This is a genomic window from Novosphingobium sp. (assembly GCF_039595395.1).
Taxonomy (GTDB): Bacteria; Pseudomonadota; Alphaproteobacteria; order Sphingomonadales; family Sphingomonadaceae; genus Novosphingobium.
Genome location: NZ_JBCNLP010000006.1, coordinates 1,521,625 through 1,545,621, shown reverse-complemented (window position 1 = coordinate 1,545,621; position 23,997 = coordinate 1,521,625). Strand labels below are relative to the sequence as shown.

General features: G+C 62.7%; 26 protein-coding genes. 11 read left to right on the top strand and 15 right to left on the bottom strand.

What is annotated here, in order from left to right; all coding sequences use genetic code 11:
• Positions 1–82: 82 nt before the first annotated feature.
• Genes ABDW49_RS26395 through ABDW49_RS26385 form a run of 3 tightly spaced genes read left to right on the top strand, consistent with a single transcriptional unit; the run spans position 83 to position 3,835 of the window.
• Complete coding sequence (locus ABDW49_RS26395) at positions 83–1,540, top strand: efflux transporter outer membrane subunit (RefSeq protein WP_343616664.1); 1,458 nt, start codon at positions 83–85, stop codon at positions 1,538–1,540.
• 46 nt (positions 1,541–1,586) lie between these two features.
• Positions 1,587–3,077, top strand: a complete 1,491-nt coding sequence (locus ABDW49_RS26390) for an aldehyde dehydrogenase family protein (RefSeq protein ID WP_343616662.1) — start codon at positions 1,587–1,589, stop codon at positions 3,075–3,077.
• Between the two features lie 47 nt (positions 3,078–3,124).
• Positions 3,125–3,835, top strand: coding sequence for a dienelactone hydrolase family protein (locus ABDW49_RS26385; protein WP_343616661.1), 711 nt, complete (start codon positions 3,125–3,127; stop codon positions 3,833–3,835).
• A 62-nt stretch (positions 3,836–3,897) separates the two neighbouring features.
• Here ABDW49_RS26385 and ABDW49_RS26380 read toward each other — a convergent pair whose 3' ends face one another.
• Together ABDW49_RS26380 and ABDW49_RS26375 are read right to left on the bottom strand one after the other, a co-directional pair.
• On the bottom strand, positions 3,898–4,764 hold the full coding sequence (locus tag ABDW49_RS26380) for an alpha/beta hydrolase-fold protein (RefSeq protein ID WP_343616660.1): 867 nt from the start codon (positions 4,762–4,764) through the stop codon (positions 3,898–3,900).
• Positions 4,765–4,985: 221 nt separating this feature from the next.
• The gene (locus ABDW49_RS26375) at positions 4,986–5,408 is read right to left on the bottom strand and encodes a hypothetical protein (protein ID WP_343616658.1); all 423 of its coding nucleotides are present in this window, start codon (positions 5,406–5,408) and stop codon (positions 4,986–4,988) included.
• A 276-nt stretch (positions 5,409–5,684) separates the two neighbouring features.
• On the opposite strand from ABDW49_RS26375, the gene ABDW49_RS26370 reads away from it, so the two are divergent.
• Positions 5,685–6,221: a TetR/AcrR family transcriptional regulator gene (locus ABDW49_RS26370; protein WP_343616656.1), complete on the top strand. Its 537-nt coding sequence runs from the start codon at positions 5,685–5,687 to the stop codon at positions 6,219–6,221.
• Positions 6,222–6,405: 184 nt separating this feature from the next.
• Here ABDW49_RS26370 and ABDW49_RS26365 read toward each other — a convergent pair whose 3' ends face one another.
• The gene (locus ABDW49_RS26365) at positions 6,406–7,203 is read right to left on the bottom strand and encodes an oxidoreductase (RefSeq protein ID WP_343616655.1); all 798 of its coding nucleotides are present in this window, start codon (positions 7,201–7,203) and stop codon (positions 6,406–6,408) included.
• Positions 7,204–7,224: 21 nt separating this feature from the next.
• Complete coding sequence (locus tag ABDW49_RS26360) at positions 7,225–7,968, bottom strand: SDR family NAD(P)-dependent oxidoreductase (RefSeq protein ID WP_343616653.1); 744 nt, start codon at positions 7,966–7,968, stop codon at positions 7,225–7,227.
• A 268-nt stretch (positions 7,969–8,236) separates the two neighbouring features.
• Here ABDW49_RS26360 and ABDW49_RS26355 point away from each other — a divergent pair, with 268 nt between their 5' ends.
• Positions 8,237–8,806: a TetR/AcrR family transcriptional regulator gene (locus tag ABDW49_RS26355; protein WP_343616651.1), complete on the top strand. Its 570-nt coding sequence runs from the start codon at positions 8,237–8,239 to the stop codon at positions 8,804–8,806.
• Positions 8,807–8,810: 4 nt separating this feature from the next.
• On the opposite strand, the gene ABDW49_RS26350 is transcribed toward ABDW49_RS26355, so the two are convergent.
• The 3 genes from ABDW49_RS26350 to ABDW49_RS26340 form a co-directional block, all read right to left on the bottom strand.
• Positions 8,811–9,188 (bottom strand): hypothetical protein, encoded by a 378-nt coding sequence (locus ABDW49_RS26350; protein ID WP_343616649.1) that lies wholly within the window; start codon positions 9,186–9,188, stop codon positions 8,811–8,813.
• A 1-nt stretch (position 9,189) separates the two neighbouring features.
• Complete coding sequence (locus ABDW49_RS26345; RefSeq protein ID WP_343616647.1) at positions 9,190–9,369, bottom strand: hypothetical protein; 180 nt, start codon at positions 9,367–9,369, stop codon at positions 9,190–9,192.
• Between the two features lie 128 nt (positions 9,370–9,497).
• A complete protein-coding gene (locus ABDW49_RS26340) occupies positions 9,498–10,115 on the bottom strand; it encodes an AraC family transcriptional regulator (protein WP_343616646.1) in 618 nt (205 codons plus the stop codon).
• A gap of 47 nt (positions 10,116–10,162) precedes the next feature.
• On the opposite strand from ABDW49_RS26340, the gene ABDW49_RS26335 reads away from it, so the two are divergent.
• A complete protein-coding gene (locus tag ABDW49_RS26335; RefSeq protein ID WP_343616645.1) occupies positions 10,163–10,348 on the top strand; it encodes a hypothetical protein in 186 nt (61 codons plus the stop codon).
• A 304-nt stretch (positions 10,349–10,652) separates the two neighbouring features.
• On the opposite strand, the gene ABDW49_RS26330 is transcribed toward ABDW49_RS26335, so the two are convergent.
• On the bottom strand, positions 10,653–12,365 hold the full coding sequence (locus ABDW49_RS26330; protein WP_343616644.1) for an ATP-binding protein: 1,713 nt from the start codon (positions 12,363–12,365) through the stop codon (positions 10,653–10,655).
• 197 nt (positions 12,366–12,562) lie between these two features.
• Here ABDW49_RS26330 and ABDW49_RS26325 point away from each other — a divergent pair, with 197 nt between their 5' ends.
• The gene (locus ABDW49_RS26325; protein WP_343616643.1) at positions 12,563–12,937 is read left to right on the top strand and encodes a response regulator; all 375 of its coding nucleotides are present in this window, start codon (positions 12,563–12,565) and stop codon (positions 12,935–12,937) included.
• Here ABDW49_RS26325 and ABDW49_RS26320 read toward each other — a convergent pair.
• Positions 12,934–13,569, bottom strand: coding sequence for a response regulator (locus ABDW49_RS26320; protein ID WP_343616642.1), 636 nt, complete (start codon positions 13,567–13,569; stop codon positions 12,934–12,936). The genes ABDW49_RS26325 and ABDW49_RS26320 overlap by 4 nt on opposite strands.
• Positions 13,570–13,939: 370 nt before the next feature.
• Here ABDW49_RS26320 and ABDW49_RS26315 point away from each other — a divergent pair, with 370 nt between their 5' ends.
• Positions 13,940–14,770, top strand: a complete 831-nt coding sequence (locus ABDW49_RS26315) for an alpha/beta hydrolase (protein WP_343617405.1) — start codon at positions 13,940–13,942, stop codon at positions 14,768–14,770.
• A 69-nt stretch (positions 14,771–14,839) separates the two neighbouring features.
• Entirely contained in the window at positions 14,840–14,992 is a 153-nt protein-coding gene (locus ABDW49_RS26310) for a hypothetical protein (RefSeq protein ID WP_343616641.1), read from the top strand.
• A gap of 87 nt (positions 14,993–15,079) precedes the next feature.
• On the opposite strand, the gene ABDW49_RS26305 is transcribed toward ABDW49_RS26310, so the two are convergent.
• Together ABDW49_RS26305 and ABDW49_RS26300 are read right to left on the bottom strand one after the other, a co-directional pair.
• Complete coding sequence (locus tag ABDW49_RS26305) at positions 15,080–15,952, bottom strand: AraC family transcriptional regulator (RefSeq protein WP_343616639.1); 873 nt, start codon at positions 15,950–15,952, stop codon at positions 15,080–15,082.
• Positions 15,953–15,992: 40 nt separating this feature from the next.
• The gene (locus ABDW49_RS26300; RefSeq protein WP_343616638.1) at positions 15,993–16,145 is read right to left on the bottom strand and encodes a hypothetical protein; all 153 of its coding nucleotides are present in this window, start codon (positions 16,143–16,145) and stop codon (positions 15,993–15,995) included.
• Between the two features lie 224 nt (positions 16,146–16,369).
• Between ABDW49_RS26300 and ABDW49_RS26295 the strand changes: the two genes are divergently transcribed.
• Complete coding sequence (locus ABDW49_RS26295) at positions 16,370–17,038, top strand: response regulator transcription factor (RefSeq protein WP_343616636.1); 669 nt, start codon at positions 16,370–16,372, stop codon at positions 17,036–17,038.
• Between the two features lie 111 nt (positions 17,039–17,149).
• Entirely contained in the window at positions 17,150–20,164 is a 3,015-nt protein-coding gene (locus ABDW49_RS26290; protein WP_343616634.1) for an ATP-binding protein, read from the top strand.
• Here ABDW49_RS26290 and ABDW49_RS26285 read toward each other — a convergent pair.
• From ABDW49_RS26285 to ABDW49_RS26270, 4 genes are all read right to left on the bottom strand, one after another.
• Complete coding sequence (locus tag ABDW49_RS26285) at positions 20,133–20,408, bottom strand: hypothetical protein (RefSeq protein ID WP_343616632.1); 276 nt, start codon at positions 20,406–20,408, stop codon at positions 20,133–20,135. The two genes, ABDW49_RS26290 and ABDW49_RS26285, sit on opposite strands and share 32 nt — an antisense overlap.
• 130 nt (positions 20,409–20,538) lie before the next feature.
• Positions 20,539–21,588, bottom strand: a complete 1,050-nt coding sequence (locus tag ABDW49_RS26280; protein ID WP_343617404.1) for a fatty acid desaturase — start codon at positions 21,586–21,588, stop codon at positions 20,539–20,541.
• 57 nt (positions 21,589–21,645) lie between these two features.
• Positions 21,646–22,203: an ankyrin repeat domain-containing protein gene (locus ABDW49_RS26275; RefSeq protein WP_343616630.1), complete on the bottom strand. Its 558-nt coding sequence runs from the start codon at positions 22,201–22,203 to the stop codon at positions 21,646–21,648.
• Positions 22,204–22,270: 67 nt separating this feature from the next.
• Positions 22,271–23,830, bottom strand: a complete 1,560-nt coding sequence (locus ABDW49_RS26270; protein WP_343616628.1) for a catalase — start codon at positions 23,828–23,830, stop codon at positions 22,271–22,273.
• Positions 23,831–23,997: the final 167 nt, after the last annotated feature.

Sequence of the window (23,997 nt, the reverse complement as noted above, 5' to 3'; positions counted from 1 at the left end):
ATATAGCCTCTGCGTGAGGATTGACAATCAGTAACCCAAATATACATTGGTCATCATTCATTTCAAAGGCAGGAAGATTGCCATGCGTGCTCCCCCCGTCACGATGCCGCTCACCCTCACCATCGCTCTTCTGCTGAGCGGCTGTGCTGTCGGCCCCAATTATCATCGCCCCGCTCTCGAGACGCCCAAGAGTTTCATGGGTGAAGCCTCGGTGGAGGCGCGGCAGGCCGCGCAGCCCGCCGATCTGGCGCGCTGGTGGGATGGCTTCAACGATCCGCTGCTCACCAGGTTGATCGAGGATGCGCAGAGCCGCAATCTCGATGTGGCGCAGGCGCTGGCGCGCGTGAGCCAGGCCAAGGCCGGGCTCAATGCCGCCACCGCCGCGCTGCTGCCCTCGGGCGGGGTGCAGGCCAGTGCCGGGCGCACACGTACCTCCCAAGATGCCACCATCGGCGCGGTCCTGCACGGGCTGGGCCAGCCGCGCGACTTCAACTCCTATGAGGGCGATCTCACCGCCAGTTGGGAAATCGACGTCTTCGGCGGGTTACGGCGGGGGCATGAGGCGGCGGCCGCCGATTATCAGGCCTCGCAGGCCGGGCTGGTCGCGGCGCATCTGGCCGTGGTGGCGCAAGTGGCGGACACTTACGTCACCATTCGCGGCCTGCAGGAACGGCTGGCCATCGCCCGCGAACAGGTCGAAACGCAGCGCAAGCTGGTCGAGACGGTGCGGCTGCAATACACAAAGGGCGTCGCGGCGGAGCTGCAGATGCGCCAGGCCGAAGGCATCTACGCGCAGGTGGCTGGCACGGTGCCGGTGCTCCAGACCGGGCTCGATGCCGCGATGAATGCGCTCGATGTGATCGAGGGCGTCCAGCCCGGCACCTATCGCCCTCAGCTTGAGCCCGCACGGCCCATCCCGATGGCCCCGGCTATCGCGAATGCGGGCGGCCCGGCTGATCTCCTGCGCCGCCGCCCCGATCTGATCATTGCGGAGCGCCGTCTGGCTGCTTCGAATGCTCGGATCGGGCAGGCGGTGTCGGAATATTTTCCCAAGGTCTCGCTTTCGGGCCTGCTGGGTACGGCCTCGACGATGGGCACCGGCTCGCTCTTCAGCGGATCGGCCACGCAGGGGCAGGGCTTTAGCGCCCTGCGCTGGCGCCTGTTCGACTTTGGCCGGATCAATGCGGAGATCAAGGCGGCCAAGGGCGCCAATGCCGAGGCGCTGGCCAGCTACCGCCTTGCTGTGTTGCGTGCCTCTGAGGATGTCGAAGACAGTTTCTCGGCGGTGGTCAACCGCGAGCAGCAGCAGCAGGTCCTGGCCGATGGCGAGGTCTCGCTCACGCGCGCCCGCGACGCTTCGGAGGCGGCGTATAAGGGCGGCGTCGTCAGCCTGATAGAGGTGCTGGATGCTGACACACGCCTGCTCGCCACACGCGATCAGCGCGCCCAGGCCCGGACCGAGGCTGCCAAGGCAGCGATTTCCTCCTTCCGCGCGCTGGGCGGCGGTTGGAACGCGCCTGCGCAGTTGGCGGCGAAGTAAGCCTATGATGCTGACACAGGTTGCAAAAGTGCAGGAGCATGCTCGTTTGACCCGGCTGGATCCGGGCATGGCGGTGCCCTTTGGCGGGGATCGTCTTGCCTTTGTCGGTGAAGAGCTGGCGGCCGCCTTTTTGCCGGGGGATTCCCTGCTCGTTTCGCAGCGATCGGGTGAGCTTCTGCATATCCGCGCCGCAACCAGGGCGGTGGTTTCCGCCAGCATCGATGACGCTGTGGTGGCCTTCCGCACGATGGCGGGCATGCCTGCCGGGCGCCGGGGCCATTTCTTCGACGCCTTTGCCAGCCGGCTGGCGGAGGATGCGATCTGGGAAACGATTTTGCGAGCCAACAAGGCCGATGTGCTGCGCGTGCATGGCCGGGGGCGGGATGTTTCGCGGTTGGGCCTCAATGATGTGTCGCGCCATGATATGATCGCGGGCCTGCGCGCCTGGGCGACCATCACGCGCCGGCCTGAGCATGCGGTTGCCAGAATCGATCATCAGGGCTGGCAGGTCGAGGCGCATCGCGCGCCGCTCGGCGTGATCGGTTTTGTGTTCGAGGGGCGCCCCAATGTGCTGGCCGATGCCTGCGGCGTGCTGGCCACCGGCAATGCGGCGGTGCTGCGGATCGGCGACGATGCCGCCGGCACAGCCAATGCCTTGCTGCGCCATGCCTTGGAACCGGCTCTGGAAGAGGCGCAATTGCCACAGGGTGCGGTCACTGTGCTGCCGCCGCTGGGGCGAGAGGCGGCCTGGGCGCTGGTCACGGACCGTCGCCTTGGGCTGGCCGTGGCGCGCGGGTCGGGACCGGCGGTGCAATTGCTGGGCGATCTGGCCTCGCAGGCGGGCATACCCGTCAGCCTGCACGGTGTTGGTGGCGCCTGGCTGGTGGCCGATCACAGCGCCGATGCCGGGCGTTTCGCGGCGGTGGTCGAGGCGTCGCTGGACCGCAAGGTGTGCAACACGCTCAACACCTGCTGCATCCTGCGGTCCCGCGCTCATGATCTGGTGCCCTTGCTGGTCGAGAGCATGACCGCTGCCGGGCGCCGGTTGGGCCGGGAAGCGCGGCTGCATGTACTGGCGGGATCGGAGGATGACGTTGCCGCCGATCTCTTCACCCGCGAGGTCGGGGTGGAACGCCATGGCGCCTGGGTCACGGAGCCCTTTGCCAGCCTGATCCAGCCCGCCGATCTCGGCACGGAATGGGAGTGGGAGGGCACGCCCGAGGTGACGCTGCTGGTGGTCGATGATTTGGATGAAGCGGTCTATCTGCTCAACCGCCATGCGCCGCGCTTTGTGGCTTCACTGATCGCCGAGGATGGTTTGGCGCAGGAGAGTTTCTATCAGGCGGTGGATGCGCCCTTTGTCGGGGATGGTTTTACCCGCTGGGTCGATGGGCAATATGCTCTGGGCGAGCCTGAGCTGGGACTGGCGAATTGGGAGTTCGGCCGCCCGCTGGGCCGGGCCTCGGTGCTGACGGGCGCCGGCACCCATACGCTGCGTCTGCGCATGCGGCAGGCTGACCCCACGCTTCGGCGCTGACATGCGCTGCTCGTTCTTCGTGACCGTTAAGACAGGAAAGGTGCCCCATGCTTGCCGCTCATCTCGAACTGAAGACGTATGTGCCTGATGGCGCGTTCGCCGCCTTTATTGCCCGGCCCGTACAGGCAGCTCCCGCGCCGGTGGTGATCGTGCTGCAGGAGATTTTCGGGGTGAATGCCGATCTGCGGGAAACCTGCCGGGAGCTTGCCTCGGCCGGCTTTATCGCGGTGGCGCCCGATCTGTTCTGGCGCGATGCGCCCGGCCTTGACCTCAACGCCTGGAGCGAGTCGGAATGGGCGCGCGGGCTGGCTCTCTATCAGGCCTATGATGTCGATCGCGGGGTGCGCGATATTGCTGCGGTGGTGGATATGGCGCGGGCCATTCCGGGCGCGACCGGCAAAGTGGGGGTGATGGGCTTTTGTCTCGGCGGGCTGATGACCTATCTGACGGCAGCGCGGGTCAGGATTGATGCAGCGGCGGCTTTCTATGGCGGAGGAATCGATCAGCATCTGGAGGAAGCCGATGCCATCAAGGCGCCTTTCATCCTGCATCTGGGCGATCAGGACGAATTTATTCCCGCCCCGGCTCAGGCTGCGATCCAGTCACGGCTGAAGGGGCGGGTGGAGACCTCGGTCTATCTGTATCCGGGCTGCTCGCATGCCTTTGCCCGCCATACCGGCGCGCATTACGATGCGGATGCGGCGCGGCTGGCTTTCGGGCGCACGCTCGATCATTTTGCCTGGTCTTTGCTGTCCTGAGAGTCTGTTTGGAAATCCGGCGAAAGCCGGATTTTCGGCACCGGCCCTCTGCCCCGTCCGGATCATTGTGCGCGCGGGAAAGCGAAGTCCAGGACCGGATTGATCGCGCTCCACGGCATGCTGTTATGGGTGTCGCCTTCGAAGACTCTGGCCTTGAAGCCCATCGCGTGGCTGGCGAAGATCGGCTGGAGGTCTGCGGCCATGTCGCTGGCATTGCCGACCATGCGGGCATAGCTCAGGGACTTTGCCAGATCCTCATGTGACATTTGCCCCGCCATCATGCCGGGGAAGGCTTCTTCCTCGCGGCTGCCGGCGCCGATGAACAGTCTTGGCCGGGCGCCCGAAGCCTCGACCTTTTGCGCAAAGCCGGGAATGGCCTTGAACAGGATGCGGTCGCTGCGCCACAGGGCGGGGCTGAGCGCGATATAGGTTCCGAAGGCCTCGGGATGCTCGAACATGGTGTGCATCACGAAATGGCCGCCCAGAGACCAGCCCAGCAACGCGCCCCTGGCCGGATCGACCGGGGCGAGCCTTGCCACTTTGGGGCGGATTTCCTGCTGGATCACCTGAAAGAAGCGGTCGGCCCCGCCGAAGGGAGGGTTAGGCCCGAGATCCTTGATGATGTCTTTCTCATGGGATGTCATGTCGGAGAAGGTGAAATCCAGCGTGCGGCTGGCGCCATGCTCCCCGGGAGCGCCGGCGATGCCGACGATCAGGGCAGCGGCGACCTCATTGGCGCCGGATCGATTGGCCATGGCCTGGGCATAGCCGCCGAACAGCGCATCGCCGTCCAGCACATAAAGCGTGGGATAGCCGCCCGGCGGAGGGGCGCGGCGCGGGATGAGAATTTGCACCCGGTACGTCTCGCCATTGATGTGCGAGTGCAGGTCGAATTGCTGGGTTGAGCGCAATTCGGCCTGCTGCGTCACCTCGGGGCCTGGCGGCGGGGATGCGCTGGCGGGGGAGACCGACGCAAGGGCCAGAGCGGAAGCGAAAAGGAGGTGAGGAGGAGAGCGCATGGCAGGAAAGGGTCCAATCGGGCGGGGAGAGACCCATCTGATCGTCCCGGCATCAATCTTCCAGCGGGTGCTTCCGGCATATTCTGCCAAAAGCACCACAGTTTCGGTCTGCCCGGCCGGGTTTTCTCGCGTCAGCGCAGCAGCATCCGCAAAGGGTTGAGCGGACCAAGCGGCGTCAGCTCAAAATGCATCAGCTTTTCGCGACCGAGCGGCAGGGCCTCAAGCAGGGCCTGCGCCTCCTGCGGCGAGGTGACATTGAGGATGAAGACGACGCCCGTGCCATCCTGTTTCACATACCACTGGTCGATCTTGCCGCCCAGATAGAGTTCGACCGTCTTGCGCACCTCCTCGGGCATGGTGGCGCGCAGGCGGGGGGTGTCACGCGGCGCGGTCAGGCTGCCGATCGCGAGGATTTTGGTGGTTGGCACCGCAGGTTGTTGGGGGACGGCGGGGGAGGGGCCCTGAGGTGCCGTCGATGGCTGGGCCAGAGCGGCGTTGCTCGCCATGAGCAGCACTGCGCCAAGAATGAGACCGGATTTGAAATGCAGGCCCATGAAGCCGATCCTTCGCTGTTGAAACAGGGTTTTGGGGAGTGACTGGCCCTTGTGCTGCGATGTCAGCCTTGCCTGCCAATCGATAGGATTTGAAATGATGGATGAAATATATATTTTAATCGTCATATGTCCAGATCGATTGCCGGAGGCCTTCCAGGGCCCTGTGCAGCAGGAGATGCAAGGCATGCGCGTGCCATATTATGATCGGTCATTTGTGGTGGCCGACCAGTGATGAAACCAGCCCTCACGCATAAGGAGAGGACCAGGGCCCGCATCTTGGAAGAGGCCGCCAAGGCGATGCTGATCCACGGCACGGATGGATTGGGCGTGGCCGCCTTGATGCGGCGTGCCGGTCTGACCCATGGCGGCTTCTATGCCCATTTCGCCTCGCGCGAGGATCTGGTGTCGCATGCGGTCGAGCGTATGTTCGCGCGCTCCGAAAGCTTCATCGCGCGGCGGTTGAAAGGCAAGGCGCCGGGCGAGGGTCTGGCCGAGATGATCGAGGGCTATCTCTCGGATCGTGCCCGCCTTTCACCTGACTTTGCCTGCCCCATCCCTTCGATTTCCGGTGAAGCGCGCCGCCTGCCCGAGGCCGCCCGAGCCCGGCTGAGCGCCGGGGTCAGACATGTCGAAGCGATCATCGCCGAGAGCCTGCGGGCGATGGGCCGCGATCAGGCGGAGGATCTGGCGCAGTCGGTTTTTGCCGAGATGGTGGGAGCCATGGTGCTGGCCCGCACGATTGACGACACACAGGGGGCTTCTGCCACGCTGGCCACCGCCCGCGAGAGGATCAGGGCGCGGCTGGGCGTCTGATCCATCGCGGAGCGGTGCCCCGGCTGGAGGCGGAAGACCGCGATCGGCCTTATTCCGCCAGGAACTGCCGCGCGTGCTTCAGGAAGCGCTCCGGGTACTGGAAATGTGCGCCATGCCCGGCATCGGCCCCGCACATGGCGGGCTAAGCCATGCGCGGGGAGGGGGGCCTGACGGGAAAGCGGCGTTAAAGGCCGAAGGCGCCGCGCAGGCTTTTGTCGACCTGCTTGGCAGGAGCGAAGCGTCGCAGCGTGCTCAGCAGCTTCGCGCGCTTGTCGGCAGGCTGGCGCAGGCGGTGCGGAGCCTGCAAGGCCTTGACGATGGCCGCCGCCACGCTCTCGGGCGAGGGGGCGCTCTCTACCTGTTCCTGCACGGCCCGCGTGCTGCGGTCCAGCGCCTCGGCATAGGCCGCGATCCGCGTGCTTGTGCGCGCGGCATTGGTGTCGAGCTTCGTGTTGGTGAAGCTGGGCTCCACCAGCATCACGCGGATGCCGAAATCACGCACCTCATGGTCGAGCGTTTCGGACAGGCCCTCCAGCGCATGCTTGCTGCTGGCATAGAGCCCCATGAAGGGCGCCGGCAGAAAGCCCAGCACCGAACTGATGTTGACGATCAGCCCGGCCTGCCGCTGGCGCATGCCCGGCAGCACCGCCTGCACCACATTGAGCACGCCAAAGACATTGGTGTCGAACAGCGCCCGCGCCTCTGCCACGCTGGTGGCCTCCACCGGGCCGACCAGCGAGACACCGGCATTGTTGATGACGATGTCGATGCTGCCGGCTGCCTCCTCGATCTGCGCGACGGCGGCGCGCACCTGCGCCTCGTCCCGCACATCGAGAGCCACGATCTCGACACCGGGGATCGGCGCCAGTTTGGCGGGGCTGCGCGCCCCGCCAAAGACCCGGTAACCGGCCCCGGCCAAAGCCAGGGCGGTCGCCGCGCCGATCCCCGAGGAGACGCCGGTGATCAGAACCACTTTACGCATGATGGTCTCCTTGCCGGGGGCTCAGTCGAGGGCGTGAGCCATCTGGGCGAACTGCGCCTGCATGCCGACCGGATCGGCGTGGAAGGCCTGCGCCGCACCCTGCGACAGGGCGCCGGGGAAAACCTCATCCTCGCCAGCTTCCAGAGCATCCAGCGTGCCGATGGCGACTTCAGCGGGGGTCAGGCGCGGTTCGGGCAGGGCGACGCCCATGGTGGTTTCGGTCTGCACGGGGAAGGAGGCCAGCACCTGCACGCCGCGCGGCTTGAGTTCGGCGCGCAGGGTGCGGGTCAGCGCCTGTGCCGCGGCCTTGGAGGCCGAATAGGTGCCCGCCACCGGCAGGGTGACATGGGCCAGGAAGGAGAGGATGTTGATCACCGCGCCACCCTTCTGGAAGACAGGGGCCCCGCGCAGGGCCTGGCTCAGCGCCAGCGTGCCGAAATAATTGACGTCCATCTCCTGGCGGGCGGTGGCGGCATCTGGCGCGGACAGGGCGCCGGTGAAGGCGGCCACGCCGGCGTTGTTGATCAGCAGGGTGGTGTCTGCGGCGATGGCGGCGGCCTTGGCGACCTGCTGCGCATCGGTCACGTCGAGCTGCACCGCAACCAGCTTGTCGGAGGTGGCCAGCAGCGGCTCAAGCGAAGCGGTGTTGCGGGCGCCGAGATAGATCTTGGCCGCGCCGCGCTTGAGCAGTTCGGCAACCAGAGCCTGGCCGATGCCGCCGTTGGCGCCGGTGATCAGAACGATGGAATCCTTGATGGTCGTCATGGTGATGGTCCTTTCTGTGGTGAGGGCATGAGCCCGGTCGGGGTGAGGGTTTTTATCATTACGTCTGCAATGAATGTATTGATGGTGAATGTAATGATTAATGTCAAGGGGGCAAAATCGACGACGTGAAGGGCGCTGGCGCGGGCATGGGGGCCGCTGCGGCATAGCTCTTGATAAATGCGGTTCTGGATCTATAATTATGAATGCAATGAATAGGCCGGCTGCCGATCCGTCATCGTGAGGCGCCCGCTGCAACGGACAGTCGCCCATGAAAGTTACCAAGGCCCAGGCCACCGAAAACCGAGAAGCGATCCTGCGTGCCGCAGCCGAGCAGATCCGCTTGCGCGGTTTCGACCAGATGAGCGTTGCCGAAGTTGCACGCGCAGCCAGCCTGTCTCACGGTGCGCTCTACAGTCACTTCAAATCGAAAGAGGTTCTTCAGGCCGAGGCCACGCGGCACAGCTTTGATGACACGATCAGCACGTTCACCGGTCTGAGCCCGGATGCCTTTGTTCAGACCTATTTCTCAGTCGATCATCGCAATCATCCGGAACTTGGATGCCCGAATGCCGCGCTGGTGTCTGAAATCTGGCGCCAGCCCCCAGCGACGCAGCAAGCCTTCCGTGCGGGGATCGAGCGCTTTGTTGAACTCGTCTCCGAAACCCTGACTGGCAGTGACGGGCAGGAGAACAGGGATCGCGCCGTGCTGCTGTTCGCGGCCATGGTGGGCGGCATGGCCTTGTCTCGCGCTGTGTCGCAGGTCGATCAGGCCTTTGCGGATGATATTTTGCGCGCTGTGTCGAGCCAGATGGCTGGCCTGATTGATCCGGCAGGCTGAGCATTCAGGCCAGACTCAAGGCGCTGGCCTCGGCCAATTGCGCGCTGCTGTAATGGCCCTTTTCCAAAAGGCTTTGCGCGATGCTGCTGCTGCGCCTGTCGCCCAGCACGATGAAAGTACAGAAAACCCTCAGCATTTCGAGGCGGGGGCTGGCAAGCGGACGCGGCGTTTCGATATCGCCAAGCAGCCAATGCATCAGCCGCGCAGCGGCGGTCTGAAGCGCGAGACTACGCCAGGCCTCCTCTCGGGCCAAGTGAACAACGCGCAGGGATAGTGTGTCGAGCGGTTCAGTGACGGCTGCGTCTTTCCTTCTTTTCGCGGGGAAGGGTGTCCAGGGCGCACCGCAATCTTCGATGGCTTCGGCATGGGGCAGGTCGAGCATATCAATGCCTTCCGGTTTCGTGGCCGGTGAACAGTGATCCCACCGCAATAAAGATGACGATGGGGGCGAGCAGCGCCAGCATGCCATCCTCGCCCTCGTTCAGGACGACACGGAAAAGGGCGAAACCGGCACATAGGATGAAAAAGCTGACAAGCAGCGGTTCCAGATGGCGACGCGACAAGCGTGGTTTCCAACTGCGCGATACATGGGGGCGTGTCGAACTGGATGGCTTGCAGTGTGTCGTCATGACCAGCCCGCCTCTTATTGCGCCGAACGATCTCAAGCGAATGGATGAAAGGAAACGGGAGCTCAGAGCATGGCGCCCGCATTGTTGCGCCACAGGCGGCGCATGGCTCCGGGGGGCGAGCCGAACTGCTTGGAGAAGGCGTTGGTGAGATGAGCCTGATCGGCAAATCCGCATTCCATGGCGATGCTGGCGAGCGGCATATCCGTCTCCTGAAGCAGGGCCTGCGCTTTCTCCAGACGCCTGCCCATCATCCAGCGATGCGGCGTGGTGCCGCAAGACTGGCGAAAGGCGCGCGAGAAATGCGTGGCGGACAGGCCGCAGGCTGCCGCCAGATCGCCGATGCTCAGATCCTGCTGCTTGCCTGTTTCCATCATCTCCTTGGCGCGACGTTCCTGCCAGGGGGCGAGACCGCCCCGCATCGGTTTGAGCGCTGTCCTGACCGTGCGCTGAAGATAGCTGCTGACACCCAGCAGGATATGATCGACAAAGGCTTCGTCTGGCGGCAGACCGGTTTCCAGCGCCGATCCAAGGCTCAGCGCGAAGGTTTTCAGCACCATATCGGCCAATCCATGGGCCTCTGCCGGCAGGGTCCGGGCGGCAGGCGCGGCATGCTCCGCCACCTCGCCGCGATACAGCGGCGGAAGCGTCATGATGTTGTGTTCGATGGCAAGAGGCATCATGGCTGAGTGCTCCTTTGCTGAAGGGGGAACGGGGGCATCATGCCCGTATGAAAAGCGGCAAGGATCAGGGCCAAAACGAGATTTCCATCGGTGCGGATAAAGGCCTCAAGGAAGAACCCCTGCCTGACCCGAAGCAGGCCGAGCGTCCTTTCGCCCAGGCCTTGAAGATCGGCGACAGCCGCTGTGACGGAAGACATGTTCCTGTGAACTGCCCTGCGAAAGAATTTTCCTGAATAATAAGAACTGAATTCATCGCAGGCAGGAAGATACGCACCAGTCATCGGTCTGGTCCTTCATCGTTGAGCGAGCGGTGATGGCTTTATGGGGGGTGTTTCGTCTTCGGATCTGCTGATAAGACTTTGCGACGGTATCGCGATAGTTGACCGAAGGTATAGGTTTGGGTTTAGATGGTGGGCAGGCTGGGCAAGCACTCCACCTTGCGCTGGAAAATATCTATAAAACAAATGCATCCAGTGCCCCTTGGCAGGGGAGCTGAATGCACCGCGGAAAAAGCCCTGGGATGGCTGGTCGCAGCCTTCACCCGGTCGGTAGCGTAAAGCGGAATTCGGCACCGCCTTCTTGCGCGTTCAGTGCAAGGATGCGGCCTTCATGGGCGTGGATGATCGACTGGCAAATCGTCAGGCCGATGCCCATGCCCCCTTCCTTGGTGGTGAAGAAGTGCTCGAACAGGCGTTTTACGTGGTCGGGCTCGAAGCCGGGGCCGCTGTCGCGAACTGAAAAGGCGAGCGTGCTGTCCTCGGCTGGCTCCACGCTGATGGTGACCTTGCGTACCGGCGACCCGGCTTGGTCCATGGCCTGCAGAGCGTTGATGATCAGATTGACCAGCACCTGTTGAATCTGCGTGCGATCCACCAGGATGCCGGGTGTATCGCGCGGGATGATCACCACAGGCACGGTGCGAAAGGCGTGCAACTCGCGGCTGACGAAATCGACCGCTTCATCGACCAGACCCCGTACCTCCACAAGCTCGCGTTGAGGCTGCCTTTTGACCGCCATGCCCCGGATACGGTCGACGATCTCGCCCGCACGATGCGCGCTTTTCGCGATGGTGGCGAGTGACGCGGCGGCTTGCTCCAGATCGGGTGGCGTGAGGGCCAGCCAGCGGCGCGCTGCCGAGGAGGCCGCCTTGAGCGCGGTGAGCGGCTGGTTGATTTCATGCGCGATCGAGGCGGCGAACTCACCCAGCATCAGCACGCGACCGGCATGAGCCAGACCTTCGCGCAGGCTTTCGATTTCGCGGCGGGAGGCGATCTCCTCGGTCAGGTCCTGAATGGCGACCATCACCGTTCCGCTGGCCCGCATCTCGGGCGGGGCAGCCATCCAGAAGCGGCAATCGACCTCGCGTCCGTCGAAGGTGCGGGTGCGGGTCACCATCTGGAACTGGGATTTGCCGTTGAAGCCGGCCTCGATGCTGCCCTCGAAGGCTTCGTAACGGCCCGGCAGCCAATAGCCGAGAATGGATTTGCCCAGAGCATCGCTCTTGTCTCTCAAGCCATAGAGCTCGATGCTCTTCTGGTTGATATCGGTGACGATGGTGGCCTCAAGCGCCCGGACCACGAAATCGGGATGCTCGTCCATATAGGCGCGCAGATCGGTCACGCCCTGGGCCTTCAGCTCGCCCAGCATGCGGTTGGTGACGCTGCAATCAAGCTGCCAGAAGGCGAAGGCCTGTGCTTCGGCCAGCGTATCGGCGCGCAGCTTGGCGTGACGCAGGTCCCGCAGTGCCCGCTTGGTCTCGGAGAGATCCATGATGCCGACCAGCATGCTTCCCGCTGTTGCCAGTTCGACCGGGAAACAGGCCGTGAACAGCACTTCCCGTTGCTCACCCGCCAAGCTGAGCAAGGTGGTTTCCGCCGAGAAACCGGGTTGCCCCGCCATGTAGGCCAGCACCGATCGGGCATAGACCGCATAGCTTTCGGGCGGCCAGAAATGGTCGATGGTGGTGATCAGCTCATCCTTGAGCCCGCGACCGAAAACGGCGATCGTTCGCTCGTTGCAATCGACCACACGGGTTGCGCGCATCAGGGTGAGGATGTTTGCAGGGTCATCGAGATGAGAGACGAAATCGATGACACCCTCTTCGCCCCAGCGCCGCAGTATGATGCCCACCTCCCGGAAATCGAGCTCCCAGAAGCAGGCGGGCATGGCGTTGAAAAGATTGCTGTAGCGATACTCGCTTTCTTGCAGCCGCTGCAGAACGTCGCTTTCGCCCGGTTGGATCTTGATCATGGTAACTCCCTGACGGCGCTGCTGTTTTTGTGATGCCGAAACCCTGTCAGGATCCGGCGCCTGTTGGTCCTGGAATGCCGCGGCAGCGTGCTGCTGCAGTGCCGCGACACTATCGTATAATTGCTATATCCCGGTACCGATGCCACTTGGAGCGGTGAAGCATAGGGGCTCTCTGCCCTGCGAAAGAAAGTTGGCACATGGTTACGAGTCCCCTGGTAGCGATCGTTGAAGATGACGATGTGCTGCGGACTGCAATCGATGAACTTCTGCGTTCCTGCGGTTATCGTACGAGCGGTCATGACTCTGCCGAAAGTTTCCTGGCATCGGATGTCATGGGCAATGCCGGTTGCGTCATCACGGATATCCAGATGTCGGGCATGGATGGCGTGGATTTGAAGCGCCGGATCGACCGGGACGCACCGGGCACGCCGGTGATCATCGTCACCGCGCGCAATGAAGCTCATGTTCTGGGCCGTGCCGAGGCCTGCGATCCCTACTGCCTGCTACGCAAGCCTTTTGATCCGGACGCACTTGTTGAATGCGTCGAAGCCGCGCTTGGCGCGGTAGCCTAGGCGGGGTCATCGGCTGCAGCCTGTGAAACGGGCAGGGACTGCGCCATCTTGACGAGATCGGCAAGAGAGGCGGCCTGCATCTTGGTCATGGCCGATCGCCGATGCACTTTCACAGTGATCTCGCTGAGCCCCAGTTCGTAGGCGCTTTGCTTGTTGAGCTTGCCGGCGGTCACCAGTGCCATCACCTGCCGCTCACGCGGGGTGAGCGTGGCATAGCGCGCGGCGATTTCCGCACTGGCGCTGCGCTCCGTGAAGCGCCGACGGTCGCGTGAGATGGCGGCGCTGATCGCATCGAGCATCTGGTCATCATCGAAGGGCTTGGGCAGGAAATCGACAGCGCCCGCCTTCATCGCCCGCACGGACATGGGAATGTCCCCATGGCCCGTCATCATGATGACGGAGAGATCGCAGCCATCGCGCGCCAATTGCTCCTGGAATTCCAACCCGTTCGCGCCGGGCATGCGAACATCGAGCAGGACGCAGCCGAGTGCTGCACTGGCCGCCTCCGGCACAAAGGTTTCAAGGCTGCCATAGGTCATGGTGGCGTAGCCCGCCGAGCGGACCAGTTGATCGAGTGATGTTCGAACATCCTCGTCATCGTCGATGATGTGAACAGTCCCGACCTTGCTCATGCGTCCCTCGTCATTATCCATTACAACCAAACGGATGGCGCCATTTAACATGCGTTGCAGTCCGCGTCGATCCGGGCGCTTGCCATCTTGTCACTCCGTGTGCGCCTTATGCAAAAGCGATCTGATTGACCAAGACGGGATGCCGCTCAGCAACGATCTTCACCTCCATCGGAAGGGCGCAAACCGCCCGACAGGAGAAAGATCGATGCCCACCATCGAAAACAGCCCCCAGGCTGGCCAGCGTTCCGGGCGGACGCTGGAGATCGAACGCCGCAGCTTCATGGCGGGCGCCGCGAGCCTCGCGGGCGTTGCAACTTTCACATCGAGCTGGCCGGCAGAGGCCAATACAACCGGAAAGGACAGTCAGGACATGAGCAGCATCACCACCGCCGACGGCACGGACATCTTCTACAAGGATTGGGGCGCCAGGGATGCCCAACCGATCGTGTTTCACCATGGCTGGCCGCTCAGCAGCGACGACTGGGATGCACAGATGCTCTTCTTTCTGGCCAAGGGCTTCCGGGTGATCGCCCACGACCGGCGCGGGCATGGCCGGTCCAGTCAGACCTTCACGGGCAATGAGATGGACACTTATGCCGCCGATGTCGCGGCGCTGACCGATCATCTCGACCTCAAGGGCGCCATCCATGTCGGCCATTCGACCGGCGGCGGCGAGGTGGCGCGCTATGTCGCCCGAGCGAAGCCGGGGCGTGTGTCGAAGGCGGTGCTGATCGGCGCCGTGCCCCCGATCATGCTCAAGACCCCGGCCAATCCCGGAGGCCTGCCGATGGAGGTCTTCGACGGGCTGCGCGCGGCGCTGTTGGCCAATCGGGCCCAGTTCTTTCTCGATCTGCCTTCGGGGCCTTTCTATGGCTTCAACCGCCCCGGCGCGACGATCAGCGAAGGCACGATCCGCAACTGGTGGCGCCAGGGCATGATGGGCGGTGCCAAGGCGCATTACGATTGCATCAAGGCCTTTTCCGAGACCGATTTTACCGAGGACCTGCGCCGTATCACCGTGCCGACGCTGGTGTTGCATGGCGATGACGACCAGATCGTGCCGATCGCGGATTCCGCGCTGCTTTCGGTCAAGCTGCTGAAGCATGGCACGCTGAAGGTCTATCCGGGCTATCCCCATGGCATGGCCACGACCCATGCCGAGCAGATCAACGCCGACATTCTCAGCTTTGCCCGGACTTGAGGGAGCGATGATAGGACGACCGAGGCGAACAAGCCCGAATGTGGCGATCACGAGAGGGCAACGCTGAACATGATCGAGACCTGTTGCACGGCTCATGGTATGGCCTTGCCGACGATCACCATCGTCGAGAACGGCGGGCACATTGCCTTGACTGGTATGGCGAAGGATCGGCATTTCTCTTTCGGCATCGCTTCAGAGGGCTGTTCGCCTCGGCTCGGTTGAACGGATCGACGCAACGACCATGCGCTTGAGCACCATCGGGTGCGAGAGATCGGCATGGTCGTTTGCAGGTCAAGGCGAAGGCGCCGCTTAATTGCTGGCCCAGTACCTCCTGAATGCTCCGGGCGGACGGCCCAGCGTTTTTGAAAAGACATTGGTGAAGTGGGCCTGATCGGAAAATCCGCATTCGGCGGCTATCCAGGTCAAAGGCGTATCGGTGGTTTGAAGGAGCTTCTTGGCACGTTCGATGCGTTTTGCAATGAGCCATTTATAGGGCGTGGTTCCGCATGACTGGCGAAAGGCGCGAGTGAAATGGGCAGAGGAGAGGCCGCATTCCCTCGCCAGATCCTCGAGTGAGAAATCCGTGGCCATCCGCGCCTCCATCATCTCTTTCGCACGACGTTCCTGCCAGGGTGCCAGCCCGCCCTTGCTGATGCGCTGGCTGGTCGCGAAGCTTTTGAAAAGATAGGCACAGACGCCGTCAAGAATGCTGTCGATGAAGAACTGGGAAAGCGCGCCCTGCTGCTTGAGAGCGGGTATGACAGCCAGGCCAAAAGCGCGCAGTGTGGGATCAACCACACTCAGGCCGGATTGCAGATCGCGCAGCAGGCATTTGGCGAGCGCATGGTTTTCGGCCCAATGCGCCACGGCGTTGGTGGGAAGGCTGAATGCGATGTGATCGAGCCGATGAGCGATGGGCCAGGAGCAAAGGTCACCGACATCGCGGAAAGAGGTCTCCATCGAGCAGCGCGGCGGGACCAGGAATGTGCGTCGGGCCTGGTGAACCTCGCTGGCTTGCGTGCTGTGCAGATAGAGGCGCGCGATATGGCCGCTGTGCCCGCCATAGGTCAGGGCAAGCTCGGGATTGCTGACGGGGACACGCGTGCGCCAGACGCAGATCGGGTTGCCCGTCGATGGGCCGCCATAATGGGCTTTGCCGATTATATAGCGCTCTTCGGGCACGAATTCGGGGCTTGCTGAGGTCTGAAGCACGCGGAATTCCTCAAAACCGGCTGGTCGAGGATGCTTCTCGAAAGCCGTGCATGAATCGAACCGTGGTTGTTTCCGTGATCGATGACGCTCGCATGGCCGTGGCGCGGGGCGTGGCATCGCCCGCGGCATCACGGCGGAACCCTGAACTGGATATGGCGATCATGGCTCTACTCCTGAAAATAGGCAGACATGAAGCATTGTCCAAAAGCTCGGCTGATAGGAGCATGATGCCGCCTACGTGGTTTCCGAGCGATATCGAAAAGGGGGACGTTCACTTATCTTTTGGGTATTCGGCCCAATCGTTACCGCGCGAGGCATGGATATTGCTCACGGCATGGGTTATCGATCTTGCCCGCGATCTGCAGGATCGCAGGAAGGGAGCCGGTTTTGACCTCGATTGCGAATCAGGCAAAGAGCGTGATCGCTGCCGCGCCGGGCGAAACCATCCGTATCCTTGTTGTGGATGATCATGAATTGCTGCGTGACGGTGTCGCAGCCTATGTCAATCGTCAGGCCGATATGGTGGTTGTGGGGCAGGCTTCAACGGGCAGCGAGGGTGTGGAGGCGTTCTGCAATCTCAGGCCCGACGTGACTTTGATGGATCTCCAGATGCCGGGCATGAGCGGGCTGGACGCGCTGGAAGCGATCCGCGATGTCGATCCTGAAGCGCGAATTCTGGTGCTGACGACCTTCACCGGGGATGTTCAGGCAACGCGCGCCTTGCGGGCAGGGGCCACCGGCTATGTCCTCAAGAGCAGTCTGCGCCGTGAACTCGGCGATGCGATACGAGGGGCTCATCAGGGCCGGCGTACCCTGCACCCCGAAGTGGCGCAAGCCGTTGCTCTGGCCACGGCTCAGGAGGACTTGTTGCAGCGCGAGATCGATGTGCTGGCCCTTGCTGCCAGAGGCAAATCCAACAAGCTCATCGCTCATGCGTTGGGGCTTTCGGAGGAGACCGTGAAGGCAAGGTTTCGCAGTATCTTCAACAAGCTTGACGTGGCGGACCGCACCCATGCCGTAACGGTCGGCTTGCGGAGGGGTATTATTGACCTTTGAGTGAGGGAGCGGTGGGTCTCCGTGATGGTGCGTTGCGCTTTATCCTTCTACGGTTACACTCCCGCTTAGTCATCGGCCTCATCGCGAGGCAACGTGTTATTCGGGATCGACATGAAATTGACGCGGCGACACCGCACGACCTCCGTCCTGCTGGTTATCATGGCGTCTGCCCTATCTATCCCGTTTCGGGGTACAGCGGGCGCATCCCCGCCGCGTGCCCAGCAAAATTTCGAACAGTTCGCTTATTCTTCCAACAATGGATCTCCCCCAGACGTCGGCGCGATCGCTCAGGCCCGTAACGGTGACCTCTGGCTGGCCAGCCAGACCGGCCTTTTTATCTTCGACGGCTTGCATTTCCGCCGTTTTCAGCCTGCTGGCCCTGGGGATTTGCGCAGCGATCTGACCTATTCGATGTTCCTCGACAGCAAGCAACGGCTATGGTTCGGCTATTACAGCGGCGGGGCATCGGTCATCATCGATGGCCGTGTCACCAACTTTTCTTCCGGCCTCCCCAAGGGCCCGCTCAAGACTTTTGCCGAGGATGGGGAAGGGCGGATCTGGGCATTGTCGGTCAAGGGCCTGTCCTATTTCCAGGACAACCGCTGGCACAGTTTCAGCGGCGGCCTGAAGCCCGAATTTGGCATACCCTATGTGATGCTGGCAGCGAAGGATGGCACCTTGTGGGTCGCCACCAGTTCGGCGTTGTTGTTCTTGCGCCCCGGTGCACAAGCGTTCGAACGCAGCGATATTGCAGTCAAGGAAGCCTGGGCCATGGCGCAGGCGCCCGATGGGCGGCTCTGGCTCTCGGATGAGGGACATGGAACGCGACCTATCCTTCCCGGAGCCGGCAGTCGTGTGACGGCAGCCCCGGACGCCTATCCCGATCTTGTGGCGCGACGCTTACTGTTCGATCGCTGGGGCAATTTATGGCTCACGTTGCAACGTCAGGCTGGAATCGTGCGGATCGCCAATCCGGAGCGGGTCGCCACAGGCAAGGCGGTGGCGAAGGCTGATGTTGTCGCGCGATATGATGCCTCCAATGGGCTCAGTGCGGATCGCGCCGATACATTGATCGAAGATCGGCAAGGCGTCATCTGGGCTGGGACTCGCTTTGGCATCGATCGCTTCCTGCCGGTGACCTATTCGATGCGGCAAGACATCACCACCGCACCGCGAACCGGCTATCGTTTTGTCCAGGCGCCCGACGGGCGGATCGCCGTGGCCAATGACGACACGATTTATCTCTATTCGGACGAACGGGCCGTCGCGCGTATCATTCACGCGCCTGCGACCGTCCGCAGTCTGCGCGTGGACCAACAAGGCGGACTGCTTGTGGGCGGCGATTTCGGGCTGGCGCGGATCGTTGGCGAGCGGCTGCAAACCATCCCGATTCCCCGGCAACTCAAAAGCCTCGCATTGTTCGATGTCCAGGTCGGCCGGGATGGATCTGTCTGGGTTTTGACTCGGCAGGATGGGGTTTTTGTCCTGCGGGCAGGGCGTTGGAGCCAGATCTTGCCGCAGAAGATGCTTGGCGCACCCTCGCCGCGAGTTATGTTGCTCGACGGCAAAGAGCGCCTGTGGATCGGGACGGATGACAATGAGGTCGGTCTTTGGTCCGATGGCAGGTTTCGCCGGTTTGGTGCTGCGGCTGGCCTGACGATCGGCTTTCCTCAATCCGCGCTGGCGGTGGGAGACAAAATCCTGCTGGGCGGAGAGCTGGGTCTGGCAGGGTTTGATGGCGAGCGTTTTCATTCCCTTTTGAGCCGGGATTATCCGCAAATAAGCCTGGTATCGGGTTTGGCACGGGATCGGAACGGTCAGTTATGGGTGAGTGGCAGCCGGGGCGTCGCCGCGCTGAAACCGGGACAATGGGAGGCGTTGAACAAACCGGGCGGACCGCAGCGGCCTATCGATCTGCTGACCCCCGTGGGGGAAGCTCTGTTTTTTTCGCAGTTGAACTGCTGCGCGAATACGGTCCTGAGCACCGTGCAAGGCAATCTGTGGTTTCTGACCGTGCGGGGGATCGCCTGGCTTGACCCGGCAGGCCACGCGGATCTGTTCACACAGCCCAGGGCGATCTTCCGGTCCGTCTCGTCCAATGGAGAGGACAGGACGATTGCGGAGCCACTGACCCTGGCCGCGGGCTATCCGGACATCAACATCGAATACACCTCTGACAATATCGCAAATGCCCAGCAGATCGAGTTCCGCTACCGGCTGATCGGCGGGAGCGATCACAGGTGGATCAATGCCGGGTCACGTCGACAGGCATCCTATACCTCGCTTGCTAAAGGCGACTATCGCTTTGAATTGCAGACGAGGCAGGGGAACGGCGCGTGGAGTTCGCAGTCGGCCACGTTGCATTTCATCGTCCCGCCGACTTTCGTACAGACTGTTTGGGCCAAGCTATTGGGCTTGCTGGTGCTGGTCGGGGCGATCGTCGTGATCTATCGCATCCGGCTGCGCTACGCGATGGAAGCCTTGCGCAAGCGGCTCGACGACCGAACAAGGGAACGCGAACGTATCGCGCGCGATCTTCACGATACGCTGTTGCAATCCGTGCAGGCTTTGATCCTGCGCATCGATAACGCCATGCAGGATATCCCCGCTGGATCGCCAGCCCATGAGGAGCTGGACATGTCTCTCGATCAGGCCGAAACCGTGATCGAACAGACGAGACGAACGCTCCAGGGGCTGAGGCTGTCGGATCAGGAGGTTGGTCTTGACGAAGTGCTGGGCAAGATCGTGCAGGTCGTGGCCTTCCCGTCAGAAGTCACCTTGTCCCTTGATACGGCGGGTGATTTCAGTCGCTTGAATCGCGACGTGCAGTTGGAGGCGGCTTTCATCGCCCACGAAGCTCTCGCCAATGTGGCCCGTCATGCGGAGGCTTCGACCGTTAACGTCCAGCTTCAACTGGATCGCCATGGCCTGAGGCTTCTTGTCTCGGACGATGGCAGAGGTATCCCTGGCGAGATCCTGCATCATGGCCGGCGCGAGGGGCATTTTGGTTTGATCGGCATGCGCGAACGTGCGGAGCGGCTGAAAGCCAGCCTTCAAATATCGAGTGAGGAGGGGCAGGGAACCCGCGTTTTGCTCACTGTTCCGGCAAAATTTTGCGCGACATGAGCGCCGCTTGAAGAGCCCGGCTGACAGCCAGCATACCCTTGTCGTTGGGGTGATAGGCGAAGGCGCCCCAGGTCAGAGGAATGGTGTTGAAGGTGAAGCCATTGACCCAAGGATCGTGACTGCAGACATCATGTTCGGCGGTGGCCTGCGCTGCCGAAACCGCCAACACCTTTTCGTGCTGCGCGACACTTGAGATAATCTGCGAAAGGCGATCGGCCACATCGCGTCCCTTGCGGATGTCCATCTCATCGAGAGGAGCTCTCTCGGGGCAGGTTCCGCGTGACGGAAGAAGCGTGCTGTAGTCGAGTAGTACGATCCTGGCGGCTGGAACCCGCTTCCGGATGGGGCTTGCTCCCACACTGGGCCACAATGCTTCACAGTCGGCGACGCATGGTGCTGGCGGCCAGGCGGAACAGCAGGCCGCGCAGCGTGGCGTGGTTGCCGGCCTGATAGGTCCCGTCTCCGGGTAGGGCTGCGCTGATCCGGCGATGGGCTTCGCCCAGCGCGTGATAGGGCAGGCTGGGCAGCAGGTGGTGCAAGGCGTGATAGCGCAGGCCCACCGGCGCCCACAGCGCGGGCAGCAGGCCCTCGGGCACGTTGGTGCTGTCGAGATATTGCGCGGTCACCGTCATCTGCTCGCCGTCATTCTCCCACAGATGCGCCACCAGCGTTCGCAGTTGGTTGAGGACGGCCGCCCCTGAAACGATGGCCAGACAGATCAGGAAGGCGCGAAGCGGCAAGACATGCGTGGCAACGGCGGTCAGCAGCGCGATGGCCATCAGGCTGGCGCCCAGCTCCTGCCAGAACCAGCGCCGGGCGAAGTCTCCCTCGGGCCCGCGGCGCTTGAATTTCGGATTGGTCTGCAGGCCGGAGAAACGCTCGACCACCACCCGCCGCAGGCCGGGCGACAGCATGGAAAGCGGCGCCAGAATGCCGAAGCGCAGCAGCAGCCCCACCGGCAGCAATGCCGAGACGAGCAGGAACACCGGCAGCGACCATGGCTTCATCAGCGCCAGCGGCAGATACTCCGGATCCTCCACCGTTCCATAGCGCGTGCGGGTGTGATGGATGATGTGGATGCCCTCATACATGAAGGAAGGCAGCATGGTCGGCACGCCCAGCAGCAGGTTCCAGCCCGTGCGAAAGCCGGGCAGATGGGCGTGGTTGAGATGGGTGATCTCATGAATGAACAGCGTGGCGCGATAGAGCGCCAGCACGGCCAGCACAGCGCAGGCCAGTGCGGGGCCGAGCGGCAGCAGGATCGCGCCTGTCATGGCCGCATAGGCGAGCCCCGTCGAGCCCAGAAAATCGCCCCAATAGATCAGGGGATTGGGGCGGTGCAGATCGCGCGTCAATTCCGCGGCCTTGCGCAGCATTGCGCGGTCCTCGGCGATTTCGCTCGGGCGGGGGTGGGCGGTTTCCATCCAGCGACCCGCTGCTTCTTCCCGGACATGCTGCAACATGGGCGACTTCCTCAAAGGTTAGTTTGTGACACTGGCCGCTGCGGCGTCATTGCCCTGATCGCGGGCGACCGAGGCGGCGGTGCGGCCCTTGTCATCGACGATGTCGGCCTGTGCTCCGGCAGCTTTCAGCATGTCGATCTGCGCCGTGCGGTTGAACATGGCGGCCATCATCAGCGCGGTCTGGCCCTGACGGTTGCGGGCATTGGGATCGCAGCCGGCCGCGATCAGGCGGGCTGCCACTGCATCATTGCCTTTGAAAGCCACCCCCATTTGGGCGGTGTTGCCTTGGGTGGCGTCGGGCTTGCAGGCGTCCGCTCGCGCCGCGATCAGCGCCTCGACCGTATCGAGATGGCCATTATAGGCCGCCAGAATCAACGGGGTGAAGCCGCGTGGGTCATAGGCGTTCACATCGGCCCCGGCCTTCACCATGGTGTCGATCATATCTGTACGGCCAGCGCTCGCGGCATCGAAGAGCAGTTCCTGCACATGGCCCTTGGTCAGGGCCGGCTGCTGGGCCGATACATTGCCGGCGGCCATCGCCGCAACAACCAGAGCCAGATAAGCAATTTTTCGCATGGGATTATCCTTCTGAGGCAAAGCGGGCCCCGGAGCATGTCCGGAGCCCGGCCCTGTCAAAGCGCCATCACTTCGCCGAGGCGATCAGGCTGGCAGCGGCGGCCTGTTGGGCGGCCACCTCGCGCTCGACATCGGCGACCGGGACGTTCACCGCCTTGGCCAGATGCGTGCCGAAGTCCTTGTCGGCCTGATAGAAGTGGGCGGTCATCATCGCGCGGATCTTCTCATTGGCCACACGGCCCAGATCGGAGGCCAGATTCTTGACCAGGTGATCCTGCGCCATCTTGTCCAGCGAGCGATAGAATTCGCCGGCCTGACGGAAATTCTCGGTCTTGCTGATGGCGCGGGTGCGGGTGGTGCCGGTCACGTCATAGTCGGCGAGTTTGAACATGGGATCTTCCGCAGGCGTCGGGCGCGTCACCGAGGGTTCGTAATTGACATCGCCCTTGCGGCCGCCAGCCTGCATCACGCCGTCCTGATAATCGTTCGATACGGTGGCCAGCGGGCGGTTGACCGGCAGTTGGTTGTAATTGGCGCCGATGCGATAACGCTGCGTGTCGGCATAGGCGAAAAGGCGGCCTTGCAGCATGCGATCGGGCGAGGCTTCCACGCCGGGGATCAGGTCTGAGGGGGCGAAGGCGCTTTCCTCGGTGTATTCGAAGAAATTGTCGGGCACCTTGTTCAGCGTCATCGTGCCGACCTTGATCTCGGGCACATTCTCCCAGATCTTGCTGTCGTCGAAGGCGTCATAGGTCAGCGCCTTGGTCTGCTCGGGCGTCATCATCTGGATGGTGAGGTCCCAGCTGGGGAAGCGGCCAGCCTTGATCGCGCCATAGAGATCGGCGGTGGCATAGTTCACATCGGCGGCGGCCGACTGCTCCAGCGTCATGCCCTTGATGCCCTGATTGCTCTTCCAGTGAAACTTGGCGAAGACCTGCTGGCCCTGCGCATTGACCAGACGGAAGGCGTGGACGCCGTAACCATCCATTTCACGATAGCTGGCGGGCTGGCCATAGAGATCGGTGTACATGCGGGTGAGCATGTAGGTCGATTCCGGCACATTGGCGAAGAAGTCGAAAGCGCGGTTCGGGTCCTGGATGTTGGTGACCGGCGAGGGCTTGAGCGCATGCACGAAGTCGGGGAACTTGATCGCATCGCGAATGAAGAACACCGGCTGGTTGATGCCGACGATGTCCCAATTGCCCTGATCGGAATAGAACTTCACGGCAAAGCCGCGCGGGTCACGCGCTGCCTCGGGGGAGCCACGGAAGGGCATCACGGTGGAGAAGCGCGCGAAGACCGGGGTTTCCTTGCCAGCGGCGGCCAGCACCGTGTTCTTCGTGTAGCTCGAGAAATCGCCGCTGGCGACGAAGACGCCTTGCGCGCCGGTCCCGCGTGCGTGCACGACGCGCTCGGGAATGCGTTCACGGTCGAAATGGGCGATCTTTTCGATCAGGCGTGCATCTTCCAACAGCACGGGACCGTCTTCGCCGGCGGTCAGGCTGTTCTGATTGTCACCGACGGGGGCGCCGGTCTCGCGCGTAAGGGTGGTGCCGGGCTGGGCCTGAGCGGTGCTGGCCAGAACGATCAGACTGGCGGCAGTGGCCAGTTTGGCGATGAGCTTCATGAGGGATGTCTTTCATGCATCGAGGGGATGCGCGCCATGTCTCGCAAATAAATCCAATGCGGTAACGAGCTTCGCCACATTCAGTAAACGGATTTGGCGATAAATTTGGAAGACGGGATAGGAAAATGCGATCAGATGGGCTTTCATCTGCGTGCAGGCGATACGGT

Coding starts and splice junctions, on each gene's coding strand:
- ABDW49_RS26395 (WP_343616664.1), top strand. CDS start 83: ATGCGTGCTCCCCCCGTCACGATGCCGCTCACCCTCACCATCGCTCTT.
- ABDW49_RS26385 (WP_343616661.1), top strand. CDS start 3,125: ATGCTTGCCGCTCATCTCGAACTGAAGACGTATGTGCCTGATGGCGCG.
- ABDW49_RS26375 (WP_343616658.1), bottom strand. CDS start 5,408: ATGGGCCTGCATTTCAAATCCGGTCTCATTCTTGGCGCAGTGCTGCTC.
- ABDW49_RS26365 (WP_343616655.1), bottom strand. CDS start 7,203: ATGCGTAAAGTGGTTCTGATCACCGGCGTCTCCTCGGGGATCGGCGCG.
- ABDW49_RS26360 (WP_343616653.1), bottom strand. CDS start 7,968: ATGACGACCATCAAGGATTCCATCGTTCTGATCACCGGCGCCAACGGC.
- ABDW49_RS26355 (WP_343616651.1), top strand. CDS start 8,237: ATGAAAGTTACCAAGGCCCAGGCCACCGAAAACCGAGAAGCGATCCTG.
- ABDW49_RS26350 (WP_343616649.1), bottom strand. CDS start 9,188: ATGCTCGACCTGCCCCATGCCGAAGCCATCGAAGATTGCGGTGCGCCC.
- ABDW49_RS26340 (WP_343616646.1), bottom strand. CDS start 10,115: ATGATGCCTCTTGCCATCGAACACAACATCATGACGCTTCCGCCGCTG.
- ABDW49_RS26335 (WP_343616645.1), top strand. CDS start 10,163: ATGAAAAGCGGCAAGGATCAGGGCCAAAACGAGATTTCCATCGGTGCG.
- ABDW49_RS26330 (WP_343616644.1), bottom strand. CDS start 12,365: ATGATCAAGATCCAACCGGGCGAAAGCGACGTTCTGCAGCGGCTGCAA.
- ABDW49_RS26325 (WP_343616643.1), top strand. CDS start 12,563: ATGGTTACGAGTCCCCTGGTAGCGATCGTTGAAGATGACGATGTGCTG.
- ABDW49_RS26320 (WP_343616642.1), bottom strand. CDS start 13,569: ATGAGCAAGGTCGGGACTGTTCACATCATCGACGATGACGAGGATGTT.
- ABDW49_RS26315 (WP_343617405.1), top strand. CDS start 13,940: ATGAGCAGCATCACCACCGCCGACGGCACGGACATCTTCTACAAGGAT.
- ABDW49_RS26310 (WP_343616641.1), top strand. CDS start 14,840: ATGATCGAGACCTGTTGCACGGCTCATGGTATGGCCTTGCCGACGATC.
- ABDW49_RS26300 (WP_343616638.1), bottom strand. CDS start 16,145: ATGATCGCCATATCCAGTTCAGGGTTCCGCCGTGATGCCGCGGGCGAT.
- ABDW49_RS26290 (WP_343616634.1), top strand. CDS start 17,150: ATGAAATTGACGCGGCGACACCGCACGACCTCCGTCCTGCTGGTTATC.
- ABDW49_RS26285 (WP_343616632.1), bottom strand. CDS start 20,408: ATGGACATCCGCAAGGGACGCGATGTGGCCGATCGCCTTTCGCAGATT.
- ABDW49_RS26280 (WP_343617404.1), bottom strand. CDS start 21,588: ATGGAAACCGCCCACCCCCGCCCGAGCGAAATCGCCGAGGACCGCGCA.
- ABDW49_RS26275 (WP_343616630.1), bottom strand. CDS start 22,203: ATGCGAAAAATTGCTTATCTGGCTCTGGTTGTTGCGGCGATGGCCGCC.
- ABDW49_RS26270 (WP_343616628.1), bottom strand. CDS start 23,830: ATGAAGCTCATCGCCAAACTGGCCACTGCCGCCAGTCTGATCGTTCTG.